The 18,217-nt window shown below is 43.2% G+C and carries 8 protein-coding genes; 2 read left to right on the top strand and 6 right to left on the bottom strand.

What is annotated here, in order from left to right:
* Positions 1–474: 474 nt before the first annotated feature.
* Positions 475–1,956, top strand: coding sequence for a SulP family inorganic anion transporter (locus tag AC6RV6_RS00810; RefSeq protein WP_500238127.1), 1,482 nt, complete (start codon positions 475–477; stop codon positions 1,954–1,956).
* A gap of 15 nt (positions 1,957–1,971) precedes the next feature.
* Complete coding sequence (locus AC6RV6_RS00805; protein ID WP_500238126.1) at positions 1,972–2,835, top strand: universal stress protein; 864 nt, start codon at positions 1,972–1,974, stop codon at positions 2,833–2,835.
* A gap of 17 nt (positions 2,836–2,852) precedes the next feature.
* On the opposite strand, the gene AC6RV6_RS00800 is transcribed toward AC6RV6_RS00805, so the two are convergent.
* The 6 genes from AC6RV6_RS00800 to AC6RV6_RS00775 form a co-directional block, all read right to left on the bottom strand.
* Entirely contained in the window at positions 2,853–8,240 is a 5,388-nt protein-coding gene (locus tag AC6RV6_RS00800) for a trifunctional serine/threonine-protein kinase/ATP-binding protein/sensor histidine kinase (RefSeq protein WP_500238125.1), read from the bottom strand.
* A gap of 540 nt (positions 8,241–8,780) precedes the next feature.
* The gene (locus AC6RV6_RS00795; RefSeq protein ID WP_500238124.1) at positions 8,781–10,145 is read right to left on the bottom strand and encodes a hybrid sensor histidine kinase/response regulator; all 1,365 of its coding nucleotides are present in this window, start codon (positions 10,143–10,145) and stop codon (positions 8,781–8,783) included.
* Positions 10,146–10,444: 299 nt separating this feature from the next.
* Positions 10,445–12,946, bottom strand: coding sequence for an MASE1 domain-containing protein (locus AC6RV6_RS00790; protein WP_500238123.1), 2,502 nt, complete (start codon positions 12,944–12,946; stop codon positions 10,445–10,447).
* 365 nt (positions 12,947–13,311) lie between these two features.
* Positions 13,312–14,595 (bottom strand): sensor histidine kinase, encoded by a 1,284-nt coding sequence (locus AC6RV6_RS00785; RefSeq protein ID WP_500238121.1) that lies wholly within the window; start codon positions 14,593–14,595, stop codon positions 13,312–13,314.
* On the bottom strand, positions 14,588–17,359 hold the full coding sequence (locus AC6RV6_RS00780; RefSeq protein WP_500238119.1) for a hybrid sensor histidine kinase/response regulator: 2,772 nt from the start codon (positions 17,357–17,359) through the stop codon (positions 14,588–14,590). The genes AC6RV6_RS00785 and AC6RV6_RS00780 overlap by 8 nt, the downstream gene beginning before the upstream one ends.
* Before the next feature lie 50 nt (positions 17,360–17,409).
* Positions 17,410–17,991, bottom strand: coding sequence for a sensor histidine kinase (locus tag AC6RV6_RS00775; RefSeq protein WP_500238342.1), 582 nt, complete (start codon positions 17,989–17,991; stop codon positions 17,410–17,412).
* Positions 17,992–18,217 lie beyond the last annotated feature (226 nt).

The following is an 18,217-nucleotide window of genomic DNA, read 5'->3' as shown; positions in this document are numbered from 1 at the left end:
GTTTCACTCGTGTGGGATGTACAAGAAAAGATAACTGAATATTATTTGGTAATAATTTGATAGCTAATCGATAATCGCAATCCCGTTCCTTGTTCGATCGGTTGAGTCATAAAAAAAGGAGCGAACATTTTGAGGGAGAGTGTCTTTCTTCATACCGATTCCATGATCCACGATCGCGATCGTAACTTTTTCGTCTTTAGTGTGGGTGCGAATGCAAAGGATAGGAGCATATTTTTTCTCTGAAAGGAAGGAATTCGTATTTCTCGCTCTTGGATACAATTACTGATGCAAAATATGGATAGCGATCGCCGTTCGAGGAATAGTTCATTCTCTTTTTCTCTGGCTTCGGCCAAAAATCTCAGGGCAGTTTGGTTGCGAAACATCCAGAGGCAACGGATAATCAAATTTGTATCGAGGGTAACTTTTTCTTAAAGATTTAGCGGTAAGCCTTGTAATTGAACGACGGGAGACACATTGAATTTTAGAACAATTAAACGGGACTGGCTCTCAAACATTCGAGCCGATCTTCTTGCTGGAATGGTTGTCGCACTGGCTCTGATTCCCGAAGCGATCGCCTTTTCGATTATTGCTGGAGTTGACCCGAAAGTGGGGCTATATGCCTCTTTTATCATTGCGATGGTCACAGCAGTGGTAGGGGGGCGATCGGGATTAATCTCGGCTGCAACGGGGGCAATGGCGCTTTTGATGGTCTATCTGATTAAAGATCATGGACTACAGTATCTGTTTGCTGCGGGGATATTAGCGGGAATTCTGCAAATCATCTTTGGTTGGCTGAAACTCGGGCGACAGATGAAATATATCCCGCGTGCTGTGATGGTGGGTTTTGTCAATGCTTTAGCGATTTTAATTTTTCTCGCTCAACTCCCTCAGCTAACTAATGTTCCGATTGCCGTTTATCTCATTACGGCTGCATCTTTGGGCATTATTTATCTCCTCCCGCGATTCACGACCCTGATTCCGTCACCATTGGTTGCGATCGTGACCATGACAGCAATTTCTATCTTTGCAAAAATCGACGTACCCACAGTGGGAGATATGGGAGAACTTCCCAGTACCTTTCCCCCCTTTGCTTTGCCCCAAGTGCCGCTAAATTTAGAAACGCTGAATATTATTTTCCCGTATGCGATAACCTTCGCCATTGTGGGCTTGTTAGAATCTTTACTCACGGCTTCTCTACTGGATGAATTAACCAATACTCCCAGCGATAAAAACCAAGAAGCCACCGGACAAGGAATTGCCAATATTGTCAGCAGTTTCTTTGGCGGTATGGCAGGCTGTGCGATGATCGGACAGTCGGTCATTAACATTCAATCTGGCGGACGAGGGCGACTTTCTACGTTTAGTGCGGGGGTTTTTCTCCTCTTTTTTATGTTGGCGTTGGGGACTTGGGTGCGGCAAATTCCCATGGCGGTATTAGTTGCAGTCATGATTATGGTGTCTATTGGCACGTTTAACTGGTCATCTCTGACGCAAATTCGTAAAATTCCCCGCAGCGAAACGGCAGCAATGGTAACAACAGTATTGGTAACAATCTTTAGTCATAATTTAGCGATCGGTGTTGTGGTTGGAATTGCTTTGAGTACGGTTTTCTTTTCCCGCAAAATTGCTAAAGTTGTCTTTGTCGATCGCCTTCTCAGCGAAGATGAATTACATCGGACTTATAGTATTGGGGGACAAATTTTCTTTGTGGCGATCGACGATCTTCTCGAACAATTTGACTTTCACGAAGAAAGGGAAAAAATTACCCTAGATTTTACCCATGCCCATATTTGGGATCAATCCGCAGTGGGGGCGATCGACCAAATCGTGATTAAATTTCGTCGGACTGGGGCGGATGTCGAATTAGTGGGATTGAATGAAGCCAGTGCGGCTTTAATGGATAAATTAGCCATGTACAACGATCCCAAAGCATTAGAAAAAATGGCAAGTCATTAACGGAGAGCAAGAATCGTGAAACGAATTTTATTATGTACTGATGGCTCAATGTTTTCTCATAGCAGCTATGAATATGCCGCGTGGGTAGCGATTCGCTTGGGGGCAACGGTAGATGTGCTTTATGTCACCGATGCACGTAAAAAAGCGGCGGTGGAAGCGAGAAATTTTAGCGGTAGTCTGCGTGCGGGGGCATCGCAAACCCTGCTGAATCAATTGGTTGCTTTAGAGCATGAAAAAGCCAAGTTAGACCACGAACAAGCTAAGCTAATTTTACAAGAAGCCGAACGAATATTAACCCGTAATGGCATTGAGGAAGTTAAGACAATTCACGAAACAGGTTCTTTGGTTGATTATTTATATCACCTTGAAGCCGAAGCGGATTTAATTATTTTGGGAAAACGAGGGGAAACGGCTGAATTTGCTGCCGGACATTTGGGCAGCAACGTGGAACGTATTATTCGTGCCAGCTATAAACCTTGTTTGATAACATCGGAAAAATTTACATCTCTCGAACGTCTGTTGTTAGCTTATGATGGCAGTCCCAGTTGTCAGAAGATGCTGCAATTCCTGATTGATTCGCCGACATTCAAAGGGTTGGCACTCGATATTTTGACCGTTGCTAAAAATGGACGAGATGAGACTGCGATCGCACGCATGAATGACGCGAAACAACAGGCAAAAACGGGCGGATTTGAACCGATCTGTCAAGTGATAGAAGGGAATCCAGAAATTGCGATCGCTCAGTATGCTGAAAACAACAATATCGATTTACTGATGATGGGTGCCTATGGACATAAACGCATTCGTCATTTGGTGATTGGTAGCACAACCACGCAAATTCTCCGCCGTATCAATCTGCCTGTCTTGCTCTTTCGATAATGATATTATTCATAATATCATTCCCTTGATGGGATAGGGATTTCAATCAGAAAGATTGTTTCTCCTTTCTTGGAAGTACAAGACAGTGTTCCTTGGTGTTGTTCTGTGATAATTTGATAGCTAATCGATAATCCTAAACCCGTTCCTTGCCCAATAGGTTTGGTGGTAAAGAAGGGATCGAAGAGTCGCGATCGCGTTTCTTCACTCATTCCCATCCCATTATCGCCGATCGCGATCGCGATCTTTGTGCCGTTGGTTTGGGTGCGAATAAAAATCGTGGGAGACTCTGGGCGATCGCTTTCGTCTAACGCATCAATGGCATTATTGAGAATATTCATAAAAACCTGATTCAATTGTCCGGCATAGCAGGAAACTAAAGGTAAATTGCCATAGTTTTTAATCACTTGTATTTCTTCTCGTTTTTCTTGTTTTTGCAGGCGATTTTGGAGAATCGTTAACGTACTTTCAATCCCTTCGTGTAAATCCACGGCTTTAAATTCCGATTCATCCAAACGCGCAAAATTTCGCAAGGATGTGACGATATTCTTAATGCGATCGCTGCCACTTTGCATAGATTGTAAAAGATTGTGGAAATCTTTTTGCAGAAAAGGTAAATCGATCGCCGCGATCGCGTTTGCAACTTCTGGATGAGCCTGAGAATCGTATCTTTGATAAAGTTCGAGTAAATGCAAAACATCTCTCATATACCCATTCGCATAAACGATATTGCTTTGAATAAAACCGATCGGATTGTTGATTTCATGGGCAATTCCCGCGACCATTTGCCCCAAACTATACATTTTTTCACTTTGGATTAGTTGCAGTTGGGTCTGTTGCAAGTCGCGAAGTTCTTGCTCGAGTTTGAGTGCCTGTTGTGCTTGTTGGTACAGTCGCGCATTTTCAAGGGTAATGGCAGCTTGGGCACAAAGTAAAGAAAGCACTTCCACTCGATCTTCACTAAAAGCGTTGCTACATTGATTATTTTCGAGATAAAGGATGCCAATATGCCGATCGCGATCTTGCAAAGGCAAACATAAAACAGAATGAGGTTGATATTGTTGAATGTAAGCATCCCTCGCATAAGCAGTTTCCAGACTTGCATCTGCCAGAATGAGGGGACATTGCGTCCGTTTAACCGTATTGACGATCGCTAAAGGGACTGCATGGCTCGCTTCAACGGGAATCGCCTCAATCGGTTCGCTGCATCTATTCGTAACTTTCGCTTCTAAGCATAATGTATCTTCGTGAAACAACATTAATACCACGGTTTCAGCAGCAGCATTTTCCCGAATCACTTGCATTAAATTAGCGATGGCGCGATCGCGTTCGATTTCTTGCGACAAGGTGCGAGCGGCTTTCATTACCGAGGCTAAATCTAAGATTGCGCTGACTCCAATACTGGTACTTGCGATCGTTGCATTGGCAGTTAAGTCACGCTTTTGTGAGCCAAGAATAGAGGCAAGGAATTGAGGATAACGTTTTTCTAGGTCATCGGTTTTGGCTTTGGCTCCCCAACGAATATAACAATAGTAAGCTTCTTGGATGTAGAGGCGGGCAAACTTTTCTTTGTTCCAGTCTAGGCAGAATTTTCCAGCGAGTTCATTGGCTAAGGCTTCATCTTGAATGTATTCGTTTTTCTTGGCTCCGGCGATGGCGCGATCGTAAAGTTCGATCGCTTCTGCTTTACGATCGAGAACCCGTGCGGTTTCAGCAGCGATCGTATCGAGCTTATGTTGAAAATTTTCAGGGGCATGGGTTGCCCATATTTCTAAGCGTTGTTGCTGAATTTTAACCTCCTGCAATATTTGCGTTTGCTGTTGAGGGCGAGCGTTGGGATACAGAGCCAATAAGGCCAATGCTCGATACCAAGGAACCTGAGTAATCGGCAACAATCCTCCCGCAGTTTGTTCGTATTGGCTGGCCGACTGGGTATGTATGAGAGTTCCTTCATAGTCAGCGAACAAATAATGCAAAATCGCTTTCGTGATATAGACAAAGAATAAGGCAGTAAAAGCCTTTTGCTCTCTCAGTTTTAGGATTTGCGTCCGTTCGTCAAACCGTTGCCCGACTAATTGTTTGGGGTCTCGGGATATCCCCATGAGATTATTGACAAACTGTCCCCAGATTGCAGCAGCATCATATTGAAATTCTTGCCGGAGGCTATGGATTAATTCAAGATAGTAGGTTTGTTTTTGGTGAACTGTTGGCAAAGGTTCGCCGATGAAACAGAGATTGTCGCAATAGTTAATCGCGGAATAACAGGCAAATTCAATATCCCCTGTTTCTAAGCCCGTGAGTACATTATCCGCCAGACATTCGACGCGATCGCGTGCCGGCTCTTTCCAGTTCCGAATAAAGGCATGAAAGAGTTGATTGACTTTGCAAGTTAATTCCGCATTTTCATATCGCTCTAGAGTATGCAATGCTAGTTTTCCGAAACGATAGCCCAATTCAATGTCCGTCGTCGCCGCACAGAGCAACATACCATAGAGAGCATAGGCAAATGCACCGGTTGCTGAGTTCCCGTGGGTTACAGACAGATTCAACATGGTTAAAATGACTTGAGGCAATCGTTCGGGATCTGCGATGAATGCCGGTGCCCATAATTTACTGAGAATGCTCAAAGCCGCGATCGCTTTCCCGTCGTCGATCGTGGGCAAATGGTAAAGGCGATCGATATCGATATCGGGTGGCGGTGTATTGTAGAGGGAAATATCGAGGGACGTTAAAACCTCAAAACCTATATCTAGCGCTGCTTGACACTGACCTTGCGCGACCCACAGTTGAATGGAAATTTCGTAAACTTTGATGCGATCGAGGATATCTGTCGTGTTCGCCAGAACGATTTGAATCGATTGCTCTGCGGTGGCAAATTCACCATTGAGATAACTAACTTCTGCGAGTAAGTTATGGAGTTGCAACAAGAATGAGTCATGGGTTTGCCATATCTTTAGACTCGTGGGATCGATCCAGATCAGCGCGATCGCTGTTTTTAAGTAGGTCGCAGCAGCATCATAGGCAGCAGATGATTTTGCCTTCCTTGCGGCAGCTAAATTTAAGTGTGCGAGGTTTTCTCGTTCTGTTTGGTTTGCCAACAAGGAAATCCCCATGTTCAATTGGTTCGCAATTTGAAAGAGGGTGTTTTCCCGATCCTGTTCGGAGGTATTCTGCCACAACAATCGTCCAATTTTGAGATGCGTCATCTGTCTGCGCTCTTCTGGAATCAAAGCATAGGCGGCTTGTTGCACGCGATCGTGTAAAAAGCGATAACTGACTGAAACAGGTTCGTTTTCCCCCTCCTCATGCTCGTCTCGTTGAAAAAACTTGTAGGTCTCGCTCTCGGGTAGAATGAACCCTTCTTGCAAGGCTGCCCATAAATCTGTTGCGACCTTTGTTTGAGGTTCTCCGCAGACCATGGCCGCCGTCACCAAATTAAACTGATTCCCAATACAAGCTGCCAGTTTTAAAACCTGTTGGGTGGCCGGTGATAGTTTCAGCAATCGCCTGACCATGAATTCCACCACATTATCCGTCAATGCCAACTGTTGCACTTGGGTTAGATCGCACTGCCAATATCCCACCTCGGGAGCGATCGCGATCCAGCCATCCTCATATAATCCTTGCAAAAACTGAGTGGTAAAGAACGGATTTCCTTTCGTCTTCTGATAAACTAAAGCACTCAGAGGAGCAGCAATTTCTGCGGAACATCCCAAAGTATCGGCAACCAAATGAATAATATCCGCCACATCTAAAGGTGCTAAGGTCAGGGTGTAAAGCCTTGCCTTCTGGTTTCGCATTTCATCTAGGGTCAGCATCAACGGATGGGCCGGAAAAACTTCATTATCGCGATAAGCCCCCAATACGAGCAGATTTCCAGACTTGGATTCCTTCATTAACAATTTCAGCAGGTTTAACGAGGCTAAATCTGCCCATTGCAAATCGTCAATGAAGAGTACGAGAGGATGTTCTCGCAGGGCAAAAACCCCAACGAATTTCTCGAACAGCAAGTTAAAGCGGTTTTGCGCGGCATTCCCCGACAACGCAGGAGCCGGAGGTTGCAAGCCGATAATCTCTTCGAGTTCGGGAATCACTTCGATCATCACTTGCCCATTACCTCCGAGGGCCGCCAGAATTTTCTGTTTCCATCGTTGCAATTGTCGATCGCTTTCTCCTAAGAGCTGCGCCATCAAATCTCGAAAGGCTTGAACGAAAGCAGAGAAGGGAATATTTCTCTGCAATTGGTCGAATTTCCCTTTAATAAAATAACCCCGTTGATGAACGATGGGTTTGTGAACTTCATGGATAACGGCAGTTTTGCCTATTCCCGAATAGCCTGCGACCAGTAGTAGTTCGCACTTTCCTCCCTTCACGCGGTTAAAAGCATCGAGAAGAATTTGTACTTCTTTTGCTCGTCCGTAGAGTTTTTCAGGAATCAAAAAGCGATCGCTCCTATCTCGTTCTCCCAAGACAAACGGTTCGATTGTCTCATTCTCTTGCCACTGTTTTTGACATTTTTCGAGGTCGTATTTCAATCCCAAAGCACTTTGATAGCGATCTTCCGCATTTTTCGCCATCAATTTCATCACAATATCTGCAAGAATTTCTGGAATTGGATCGCCGATAACTGATGACCCTTCGGGGCAGAGCTTCTTGCAGCCGGACGCAGGTTCCGGCTTAAGCACTGCCTGATAACTGTTCACGGAAGGTGGCATTTTTGCAATATGACAGTGAACCAATTCAAGCGGATCGTCACTGGCAAAAGGCAGTTTTCCACTCAAGAGTTGATAAAAAGTAACCCCGAGACCATAAAAGTCGCTACGATAGTCAATCCCGCGATTCATGCGTCCGGTTTGTTCCGGGGAGAGATAGGCGAGAGTTCCTTCTAATAAATGGGGAGTTTGAATAGTTTGATTTTCTTTGGGCAACAAAGAGGAAATACTGAAATCAATGAGCTTGACTTGTTGAGTTGACTGCTGAATCAGTATATTTGCGGGTTTAATATTTTTATGAATAATACGATTTTGATGGAGTTGATGAAGAATTTCAGCCAGTTGAATGGCAATATCAAGAAATTGAGAAATTGTGAGCGATAAAAGCTGACGGGCGATCGCTTCTTCTAAAGAAATACCGTCAACATCTTCCATGATTAAGGCATAACGATTATCGTATCGCTCTAGCGCATAAGGTCTAATAATACCTTCAATCGCAATATCTTTGGCAATGGTGTATTGGTTACGAAATTGAACTAATTCATTCAAGGAAGGATATTGATTTCGCATCAATTTAATCACAATCGGTTGTGAGTCTTCCAATTGCCTTCCGCGATAGACAAGAGTGCGATCGCTTTTATAGATGAGGGATATCGTTTCATAGTTGGAAAATGTCACCGCTTCTGTTTTTATCATGGGATGATGTTATAAATCAATCAATATTGATGATATTTTCAGAGCTTAGAGTGTAATTGTGAAAAACTTGTGAAGGTTATTGGCAATTTAATAAATTTTTATATTCTCTTGGTAAAAATCACCAAAACTATTCTGGAGAAACCGGCAGCGCGATCGTAAATACTGTTCCTCTCTTAAGTCTAAAGCACAGCTCATTGTACTTTTGTATTTCGCAAAAGAGAGAATCATAGTCATTCTAAATAAGGACGAGACGAATATTTGACTAGAATCCCAAAATTTCAAGGTCATGGTGTCTCAGTCTAAATCGAAATTACTATATAGGTTATTGTAACCCAGTGTTTTTCGGTAACGATTTGATAGGCGATCGCTATAGCACTAAGGGATGTACTTCTCTCTCTGTGTTTCTCTGTGACTCTGTGGTTCATTTTCTTCATGTCCTAACGTATTGGCGTAAGGCCTATACTCCTAACCTCATGCCTTTTCCTATTGAGCGATCGCTCAAAAAGAGATTGACAAATTGTGAAAGTCAAGTCAAGAGAATTATCTGATAGGAAGAGAAATAATAAATTCTGCACCTTTACCCAATTCTGACAGACAGGTTATTGTACCGCCATGTTTTTCGGTAACGATTTGATAGGCGATCGCCATCCCCAAACCCGTTCCTTTGCCTACGTCTTTGGTGGTGAATCCTTGCTCGAATATTTTCGCTTTTATCTCCTTGCTCATCCCTTGCCCATTATCAGTAATGCAGATGATAACTTTATTTTTATCTCGCTCTAATTTTGTTGCAATTGTAATTCGATTCGGAGTATTTTGTATTTCATCATAGGTTTTGCCTGTATTCCTTTCCTCTAACGCATCGATCGCATTGGCCAATATATTCATAAACGCTTGATTGATTTGCCCTGCATAGCATTTCACTTCCGGAATATCGTCGTAATCTTTAATAATTTCAATGTCGGGACGTTGTTCGTTCGCTTTGAGGCGGTATTTGAGAATTAATAAGGTGCTGTCGAGACCTTCATGAAGATTAAACTCAGTTTTCGTATCGGTATCCATGCGAGAAAATGTTCGCAAAGATGTGCTAATATTATAAATGCGATCGCATCCAGATTGCATAGATGCGATAAGCTGAGGAAAATCTTTAGTAATAAACTCGATGTCCAAGTCTGCTAATTTTTCGACAAGCTCTGGATCGGGGGATGAGTATTTTTGTTGGTAGAGTGCGAGAGCCGAGAGTAAATCTTGTAAATGCTCTTGCGCGACATTAATATTGCCTCCAATGAAGCCAACAGGATTATTGATTTCGTGAGCCACACCTGCCACGAGGTTTCCCAGAGTCACCATTTTTTCAGTTTGTACCAATTGCAGTTGAGCGTGGCGTAATTGTTCGTAGTTCTTTTGCAATTCTCGATTTGCGTTTTCTAAAGATTGATTCAATTCTAAAAGTTGGCGGTTTTGTTCGGCAAGTTGTTGCGCTTGAATGGCATTTGTTTCTTGTAGCTTGCTTTTCATTTGGTACAATTGCAAATGAGTTGCCACTCGTGCCAAAACTTCTTCTGCTTGAAAAGGTTTGCTAATATAATCCACACCGCCTACTTGAAATGCTTTCACCTTATCAAAAGTTTCATGTAAAGCACTGATAAAAATCACGGGTATATTTTGAGTGACTTCGTTGGCTTTAAGTTGTTGGCAAACTTCGTAGCCATTGATTTCTGGCATCTGGATATCCAACAATATCAAATCGGGGGTGGAATACTTGATTCCTTCAAGAGCCAGTTGCCCTCTCGGAAACGATCGCACGTCATAGCCGGCATTTTCCAAAAGAGTAGAGAGGAGGTGCAAATTAGCCGGGGTGTCGTCAACAACAGCAACTTGACCGAAAGGTTTAGAGGGATTGTTCATGGTTAACTATACTTAGGTGCAAAGTCTTAATCGTATGCAAAATTAGGCAAATCGTCAGCGATCGCTTTAACAAGAGCCGTAAGGATTTGTAAAGGTTGTCCTCAAGCCAGAGAATGAGCGTAGGTAGGGAATTCCCTACCTTTACCGAATTTTGATTGACTAGAGATTGTCCCTCCGGGGGTTTTACCGCGATTTGAGTCTCTCTACGTTAAGCCCCTCATCTATCCGAAGGATGATGAGCGGGTGTATTCACGCACGATCGCCATTATTTTTTCTTGGTGATTGAGAATTATTGGGGGTTAACGATCCTCTTGGGGAAGGAGATGCAAAATTTTATCGTATTCAAAATTCTGGAAACAATCCGCGATCGCCTCTGCCAAAGCAGTATTTTCTGCTCCGATCGCTTCAATAACTATCGCCATTTCTGTCTTGCTAGCACCGATCGTAGCTTGCCGCAGTTGCCTTTGTATTTCTGGCGATAAAGCCTGAAGATTTTCCCAAGTTAACACCGCGATTTTTTGACGATTCTCTTCTGATTTGGGCATTGCTTCTTCATAGACGTAGCGGACCCCTAAATACCGTTCCATTGCCTGAAATATCTGGTCTTCCCGAAAAGGTTTCCGCAGGAAATCATCGCATCCTGCCGATAAAACCATTGCTCGTTCCTCTTCTAGCACGCTCGCAGTTAAGGCGATAATGGCGATCGCTTGTCCGGCAGTAGTGGCTTTAATCGTTTGAGTTGCTGTAAATCCATCCATTACAGGCATCCGCATATCCATCCAGATTAAGTTAGGCTGCCATTGTTGGGCTATCTCCACGGCTTCTTGACCATTATTCGCTTCTTGCAATTCAAAGCCCAAAGGATTCAACAGTTGTACCAACAATTGTCGATTCACCGGTTTATCATCGACGATCAGGATGCGATAGCGAGGCTGGTTGGGTGCGAGAGCGATAATGCGACGTTTAGCTTGCTGGCCTTCGACTTCTGTGGCTTTAACCTCCTCGACCTCAATCTCAAAGCGGAAGACCGTACCTTGTCCCACTTGAGAATTCACCGTTAGATCCCCTCCCATCAACTGCGCGAATTTGCGGCTGATAGAGAGTCCCAAACCCGTTCCTTCTTGAGCTTTTTTCCCACTTTCGGTTTGAGTAAAGGCTTGAAAAAGTTTTTCGAGGTCTTTTGAGGCGATACCGGCTCCAGTATCCTCCACTTCAAAGGCGATTTTATTCTCATCAATCTTTTGACTTCTGAGACAGATTCTCCCCGCTTCGGTAAACTTGAGGGCATTGTTAATCAGATTGATCAGGATTTGCCGCAGTTTAACGGCATCGGTGCGAACGTAGCGGGGAAGTTCGGGAGCGATTTCTAATAAGAATGGCAAGCCTTTATCTGCGGCTTTGAGTTGGAACATATCATGGATATCGGCGAGAAGGCGATGGAGGTCGAAGTTATTCGGGTTGAGAGCGATCGCACCGGCTTCAATTTTGGAGAGGTCGAGGACGTTGTTAATTAAAGTGAGAAGGTGTTCGCCACTGCGATTGATGATGCTAACATTTTCTTGGTGTTCGTGGGGGAGAGTTTGAGAGCGGGTCATAATTTGAGCAAAACCGAGGATGGCGTTGAGGGGAGAGCGCAACTCATGGCTCATATTGGCGATAAAGGAGCTTTTGGCTTGATTGGCGATTTCGGCTTTGTCTTTAGCAATCTCCAGTTCTGCGGTGCGTTTTTGCACGCGGGTTTCTAATGCTTGGTTGGTTTCAGCGAGGCTATCTAGGGCGGAACGCAAGCGGGTTTCGGCGGTGCTTCGCTCTGCGATCGCTGCCATCAATACTAATGAGGTTAAAACAATAACAGCAATAAAAGATTGTAATAAGATTAAAGATTCGTTCGCATCTTCCCGTGCGAATACCCCTAATCCTCTGACTGTTCCCAAAACTGCCGTTGCCGATACGATAAAAATCAGAAAAGTCGTGCCAAATTGGCCGAAGCGAAATACAGACCAAATCAGAAGCGGAATTAAGACGTACTCGATAGGATAGCCTCCCCAAAAAGAATTTTGAGCAATCCAAAATAAGGTTGCAAATAAAATAACTCCTTCCAAAATACGCTCGGTTTTAAGTTGACGAACCAATAATAAAATCTGGTTTTTAAAATCACGAAATCCTCGTTCTTTTTGCCAAGATTTTATGTTATTTTTGTTTGAGCGAAACCAATCTCCCAAACACAAAATTAAGGGCGTAACAACAAATATACCGGCAACATCACCGATCCACCACATCAGCCAGATTCTCGCGTAAATACTTCCCGGAATCGTCCCCTGTAATAATAATAATGTTACGGCTAATGTCGTCCCTAAAAGTGGAGCTAAAAGACCGACAAAAATCAAAAATTTGCATACATCTTGAATTCGCTGAAAAGGATGGCGATTTTTAATCATTTTTCGCCCTAAAAAAGCACTAAACCAATATCCCAAGACAACACTTATTGAGAGGGTCAAAATAACTAGGCTGGAAACGATTGCAGATGTTAAGCTCGTCCCTTGAAAAAAGGCAAACATTGTGGTAAAAATCTCGCCAATAAAAGCGCCGATTAAGGCGCGATTTCCTAGCAGTAAAACGGCTGCGACAGCGATGCCGGCAGATGGCCAAATGGGACTGACATTTTCAGAGGTAGAGGCAATATTGCGAGAAAGTTCTGCTGCCCCATAAAAGATAAGTGCGATTACTACAACAATGATAATATTGAGAATAATCGTGACAGCTTTTTTGTTGCTTGTTTGAGTAAGCTCTGGGTTGTTCATCGGTCAATTTGCGACTCAAGATAATAATTTTATAAAGGAGAATCAAAAAGATATACCCGCAAGATGAAAATCAACGTTTCTGGGGAAGCACGATGACCAATTTCACTCTCCATATTCATTCTGACATACAAACAATTTTTGCTCTATATTTTTCTGCAATAATTGCGCGATCTAAACTCAGTATTTTTACTTGATTTTGATTGACAAGCGATCGCGACTCCATGTTTTTCTGCGATAATCTGACGCGCGATCGCCATCTCCAAACCCGTTCCTTTGCCAATTCTTTTGCAATTCTCGATTTACGCTTTCTAAAGAGGGAGAATAAATCCCTCTTCTGCCTAGAGTGACAGAAGAGAGTAAGAAATTTAACTGAACGGAATAGAGATCGTAAATTCCGTACCTTGACCTAATTTTGATTGACAAGCGATCGCACCACCATGTTTTTCTTCTATGATTTGACGCGCGATCGCCATTCCTAAACCCGTGCCTTTGCCGACTTCTTTCGTGGTAAATCCTTGGTCGAAGACTTGCCTTTTTATCTCCTCGCTTATTCCTTTGCCATTATCAGCAATTCGGACAATGATATTCTGTTTCTCTTGGCTCAATTCACTACTAATGGTAATACAATTAGGAGAAGTTTCAATTTCAGTATATGTTTTTCCTTGATTGCTTTCCTCTAATGCATCGATCGCATTAGCCAAAATATTCATAAACACTTGATTGATCTGTCCGGGATAGCATTCAATTTCAGGAATATCTTCATAATTTTTAATGATTTTAATATCAGGTCTTTTTTCATTAGCTTTGAGGCGATATTTTAAAATTAATAAGGTACTATCAAGTCCTTCATGAAGATTAAATGACATTTTTGTTTCGCGATCGCGGCGAGCAAAGCTTCGCAATGCCATGCTAATCTCGAGAATACGATCGCAACTAACTGTAATCGAATTCAGCATTTTCGGAATATCGTCGAGCAAATACTCTAGATCGATATCTTCTTCGCAATCTTGAATGATTTCATCGGGTTTGCGATCGCGGTACATTTGTAAAAGCTTGAGAATGTCGGCGATCGCTAGTTTTGCCTCGCTGGTATTGCCGCTAATCGCCCCGAGAGGATTATTAATTTCGTGAGCGACTCCAGCAACTAAATTTCCCAAAGCTGACATTTTTTCACTCTGGACTAATTGCAGTTGAAATGTATTTAATTTCTGTAAAGCCGCTTCTAATTTTAGCGTTCGTTCTGATACTTTTTGTTCTAAATTTTGGTTGAGTTGTCGCAATCGTAAATGAGTATCGACTCGGGCGAGCATTTCTTGTTCTTGGAAAGGTTTGGTAATATAATCAACTCCTCCCAAAGAAAATCCTTGTACTTTACTCTCAACATCAGCAAATGCCGTAATAAAAATAATCGGAATTCCGGATGTTTCTGGATTTGATTTAATTTGCCGACAAGCCTCAAAACCATCCATCCCCGGCATTTTAATGTCGAGCAATATTAAATCTGGCTGATAGTTTTTTAGGCGTTTGAGGGCGCGTTCTCCATCAATTGCTGCGACGACAGCATAACCCGCATCGCTTAAAGTTTCGCCAATGACTTCTAAATTGGCGGGGGTATCATCAACTGCTAAAATCTTACCTTTATCAGACATAGTTGTTCTCCTTAATGAGGTGGTTTTGTAAAACTTCTTCAATTTCTTCAATTTTAAAAGCTCGGGCAAGTTCAAGAAGAGGAATTGCAAAGTTTTGATAAGAACTATTGGAATGCACCAAATTTTCGAGTTTCTCTCGCACTCCTCTGATATCTCCTTGCTGTGCGATCGCTAATAATTCCTCTAGCTCTTCAGAGGAGGGTAAAACAATTTCTTTTGTTTCTTCTTCTTGCTGGGAGGATTTTTCTTCAATCCATGCCAATTGCAAATGCTGGGACAAACATTGCAATAATTCTCCCATTGCGACGGGTTTGGGGAGGAAATCATCGCCTCCTGCTCTGAGTGCCATTTGGCGATCGGTTTGGGCGACGGATGCAGAAGAAACGATCGCTTTAGATGCTTGCAATTTCTTATCCTTGCGAAGGCGATCGAGGAATTCAAACCCGTTCATCACCGGCATGGCAATATCGACGATCGCTAGATCCGGTTGCTCTTGACGCATTTTTTCTAGCCCTTCTAAGCCATTTTCGGCTGTACTGACTTGAAAGCCTAAAGGTTCCAATAATCCCACTAAAACATCGCGATTTTCAGGGCGATCGTCAATGACCAAAATGTGACGGCGATTCTCTGTCGCAGAGACTGGATCGATGCTAGTATACCCTGTAATCTTCTCGAACCTATTGCTTGTTTGTTGTTGATTCCAATCATCTACGAGAGGAAACTCTACGGTAAAGAAAAATTGACTCCCGACCCCCAATTGACTCGCGACCTCAATGCGTCCTCCCATCAACTGGACGAGCTTTTGAGAGATAGCCAGTCCTAAACCCGTTCCTTCTGATTGTTTGGCGCGATCGCCCACTTGCTTGAAGGTTTGGAATAGTTTAGCAAGGTCATCAGGAGCAATTCCTACTCCAGTATCCGAGACTTGAAACTTGAGGAGAGCGCGATCGCGCAGCGTCTCGGTACGAGAATCGCTTTGAGTTGATTCTAGCACCTCTACAGACAGCGTGACTGACCCTGTTTCGGTAAATTTGATCGCATTGCCCAACAAGTTAATTAACACCTGTCGCAAGCGTTTCTCGTCGGCTTCAATGCCTTCGGGTAGGCGATCGCTTGGCTCGTAAATAAAATCAACTCCGCGATCGCGGGCGCGAATTTCGCACATTTCCCCGACACTTTGCACCAGAGAGGGAAAATGCACGGGACTGGGATTTAATTCTAGTTTGCGAGCCTCAATTTTAGCTAAATCTAAAACATCATTAATAAGGGTTAATAAATGAGAACCGCATTGATGAATAACATTAACCCCGTTACGTTCTTTCTCCGATAATCCTCGAGAGCGAGACAAGATTTGAGCATAGCCGAGAACGCCATTGAGAGGGGTTCGCAATTCGTGGCTCATATTGGCTAAAAAGTCACTTTTGGCTTGATTGGCACTGTCTGCGGCTTCTTTAGCTGCCTTCAGTTCTAAGGTGCGTTCCTGTACTTTCTGTTCTAGAGTCGTAAAAGATTCTTGGATTTGAGCGGCCATTTGATTAAATGAGTTTGCTAGTTCGCCAACTTCATCGCTGCGTTCGGTTTTTACCTGTTTGTACCATTGACCGCGAGCGAGTTCTTTGGCCGACTGATTTAGGCGTAGTAAGGGTTGCGTGACCCAGCGTGCTGTCAGAATGCCGATGGTACTGGCTACGACTAAGGCGACCAAACAAAGGAGAACGGTCGTGCGCGTATTCGCGTTAATCTGTTCGAGGAAGTCGGACTCGGGTACTGCGATCGCGACGAGCCAATCCAATCCTCCTTCATCTTGAAAAGGTATGACTTTTAAAAAGTACCATTCTTGGTCGATCTTGAGACGAGTGCGAACATTTTCATTGATTTTCGTGAATTTGCCAAAGCGAGAGAGTAAATATTGAGCACTTTCCCCGATCGCTTGATTGGTACTGTCTGCAGCATTAAGTCGTTCTTCGGTTTGCTTGTTTGCGTTGGGGACGAATAGCTCATTTTGATGAGAAGAGGCAACTATTAACCCCGATCGCTCGATAATATAAATTTGTCCCGATTGACTGATTTGCAAATCTTGTAGGAATGTAGAAAGTTGAGCGAGGAGTAAATCCACTCCTAAGACTCCTTTTAAGGTGCGGCGATCGTCAGAAACTGAATGAGCCGCACTGATCCCGAGAGAGGCTTCCAAAGCACCGGCATAAACTTCACTCCAAACGGGAATTTCGGTTGCGGCTGCAGATTTATACCAACCTCGTTGACGGGGATCGAAATCCGGTCTAACATTAGTTAGCGTTTTGGGATTACCAATTTCATCTGTGGAATAGCGTTTAAAATTGCCACTCACAAAATCATCTGTCAGAGAAATATTAAAAGTATGAGTTTCGTCGCGTCCAACCGAAACAATCCCCCCTCGTTCATTGGCAAAATAAATATAATCAACCGTATCAAATTGCTGTAATTGTTGCCAAAAATGTCGTCCCAGCTTCCCCGGATCGGTCGCATCAAGATTCTCAGAGCGGATCAGATCGCGATTGATTTGATTGACAAGATTGGCGGTTTCTAGATAAGCCTCTAATTTTTGTTCGATGCGATCGCCTGTTTCCTGAATGAGTTGGTTGGCGATATCTTCTACAGATTTTTTTCCACTTCTAAAGGAAAGGTAGCCCACTAATGATACCATGCCGACAATTTGAATGACGAAGGGAATAATTAAAATATTCCGCAATGAAGTCCTTTTAATTTTCTGAGAAATTAGGTGCATGAGTCAAAGATAAGAAACTATGCTAACAACTACTATTATGCTAACAACTACTATAAAGAAACCGGGAGCGCGATCGCAAATTCTGTACCTTGACCTAATTCTGACCGACAAGTTATTGTCCCGCCATGTTTTTCTTCGATAATTTGCCGCGCGATCGCCATACCCAAACCCGTTCCTTTACCGACTCCTTTCGTCGTAAATCCTTGGTCGAACATTTTTGCTTTCACTGCTTCTAGCATTCCCGTTCCGTTATCGAGCATTCTGACTGTAACATTCTTTTTATCTGCGCTGAGTTCTGTGTTAATTGTAATGTAATTGGGTGCTTTTTCTATCTCTTCAAAGGTTTTGCCTTCATTACTTTCATCCAAAGCATCGATCGCATTGGCCAATAAATTTATAAACACTTGATTGATTTGCCCGGCATGGCATTTTACTTCGGGAATATTGCCATAGTTTTTCACAATTTCAATGCTCGGTCTTTGCTCATTGGCTTTGAGGCGATATTTTAAGATTAATAAAGTGCTATCGATGCCATCATGTAAATTAAATTCGGTTTTCTTATCCGTATCTGTGCGAGAAAACGTTCGCAGAGATGTACTGATGTTGCCAATGCGATCGCATCCCGATTGCATCGATGCAATGAGTTTGGGAAAATCTTCGGCGATGAATTCGGGATCGAGGTCTTCGATCGCTGCGGCAATTTCTTCGGGAAGGGAGGCATTTTCTTGATAAAGTGAAAGAATTTCTAGCAAATCTTGCAAATGTTCTTGCGCTGCCCCCACATTCCCACCAATAAAACCAACGGGATTATTGATTTCATGGGCAACTCCTGCTACAAGGTTTCCCAAAGTTGCCATT

This window comes from Spirulina sp. LEGE 11439, from assembly GCF_059821285.1.
The sequence above is the reverse complement of the archived record's forward strand: the minus strand, read 5'-3'. Positions and strand labels throughout refer to the sequence as shown.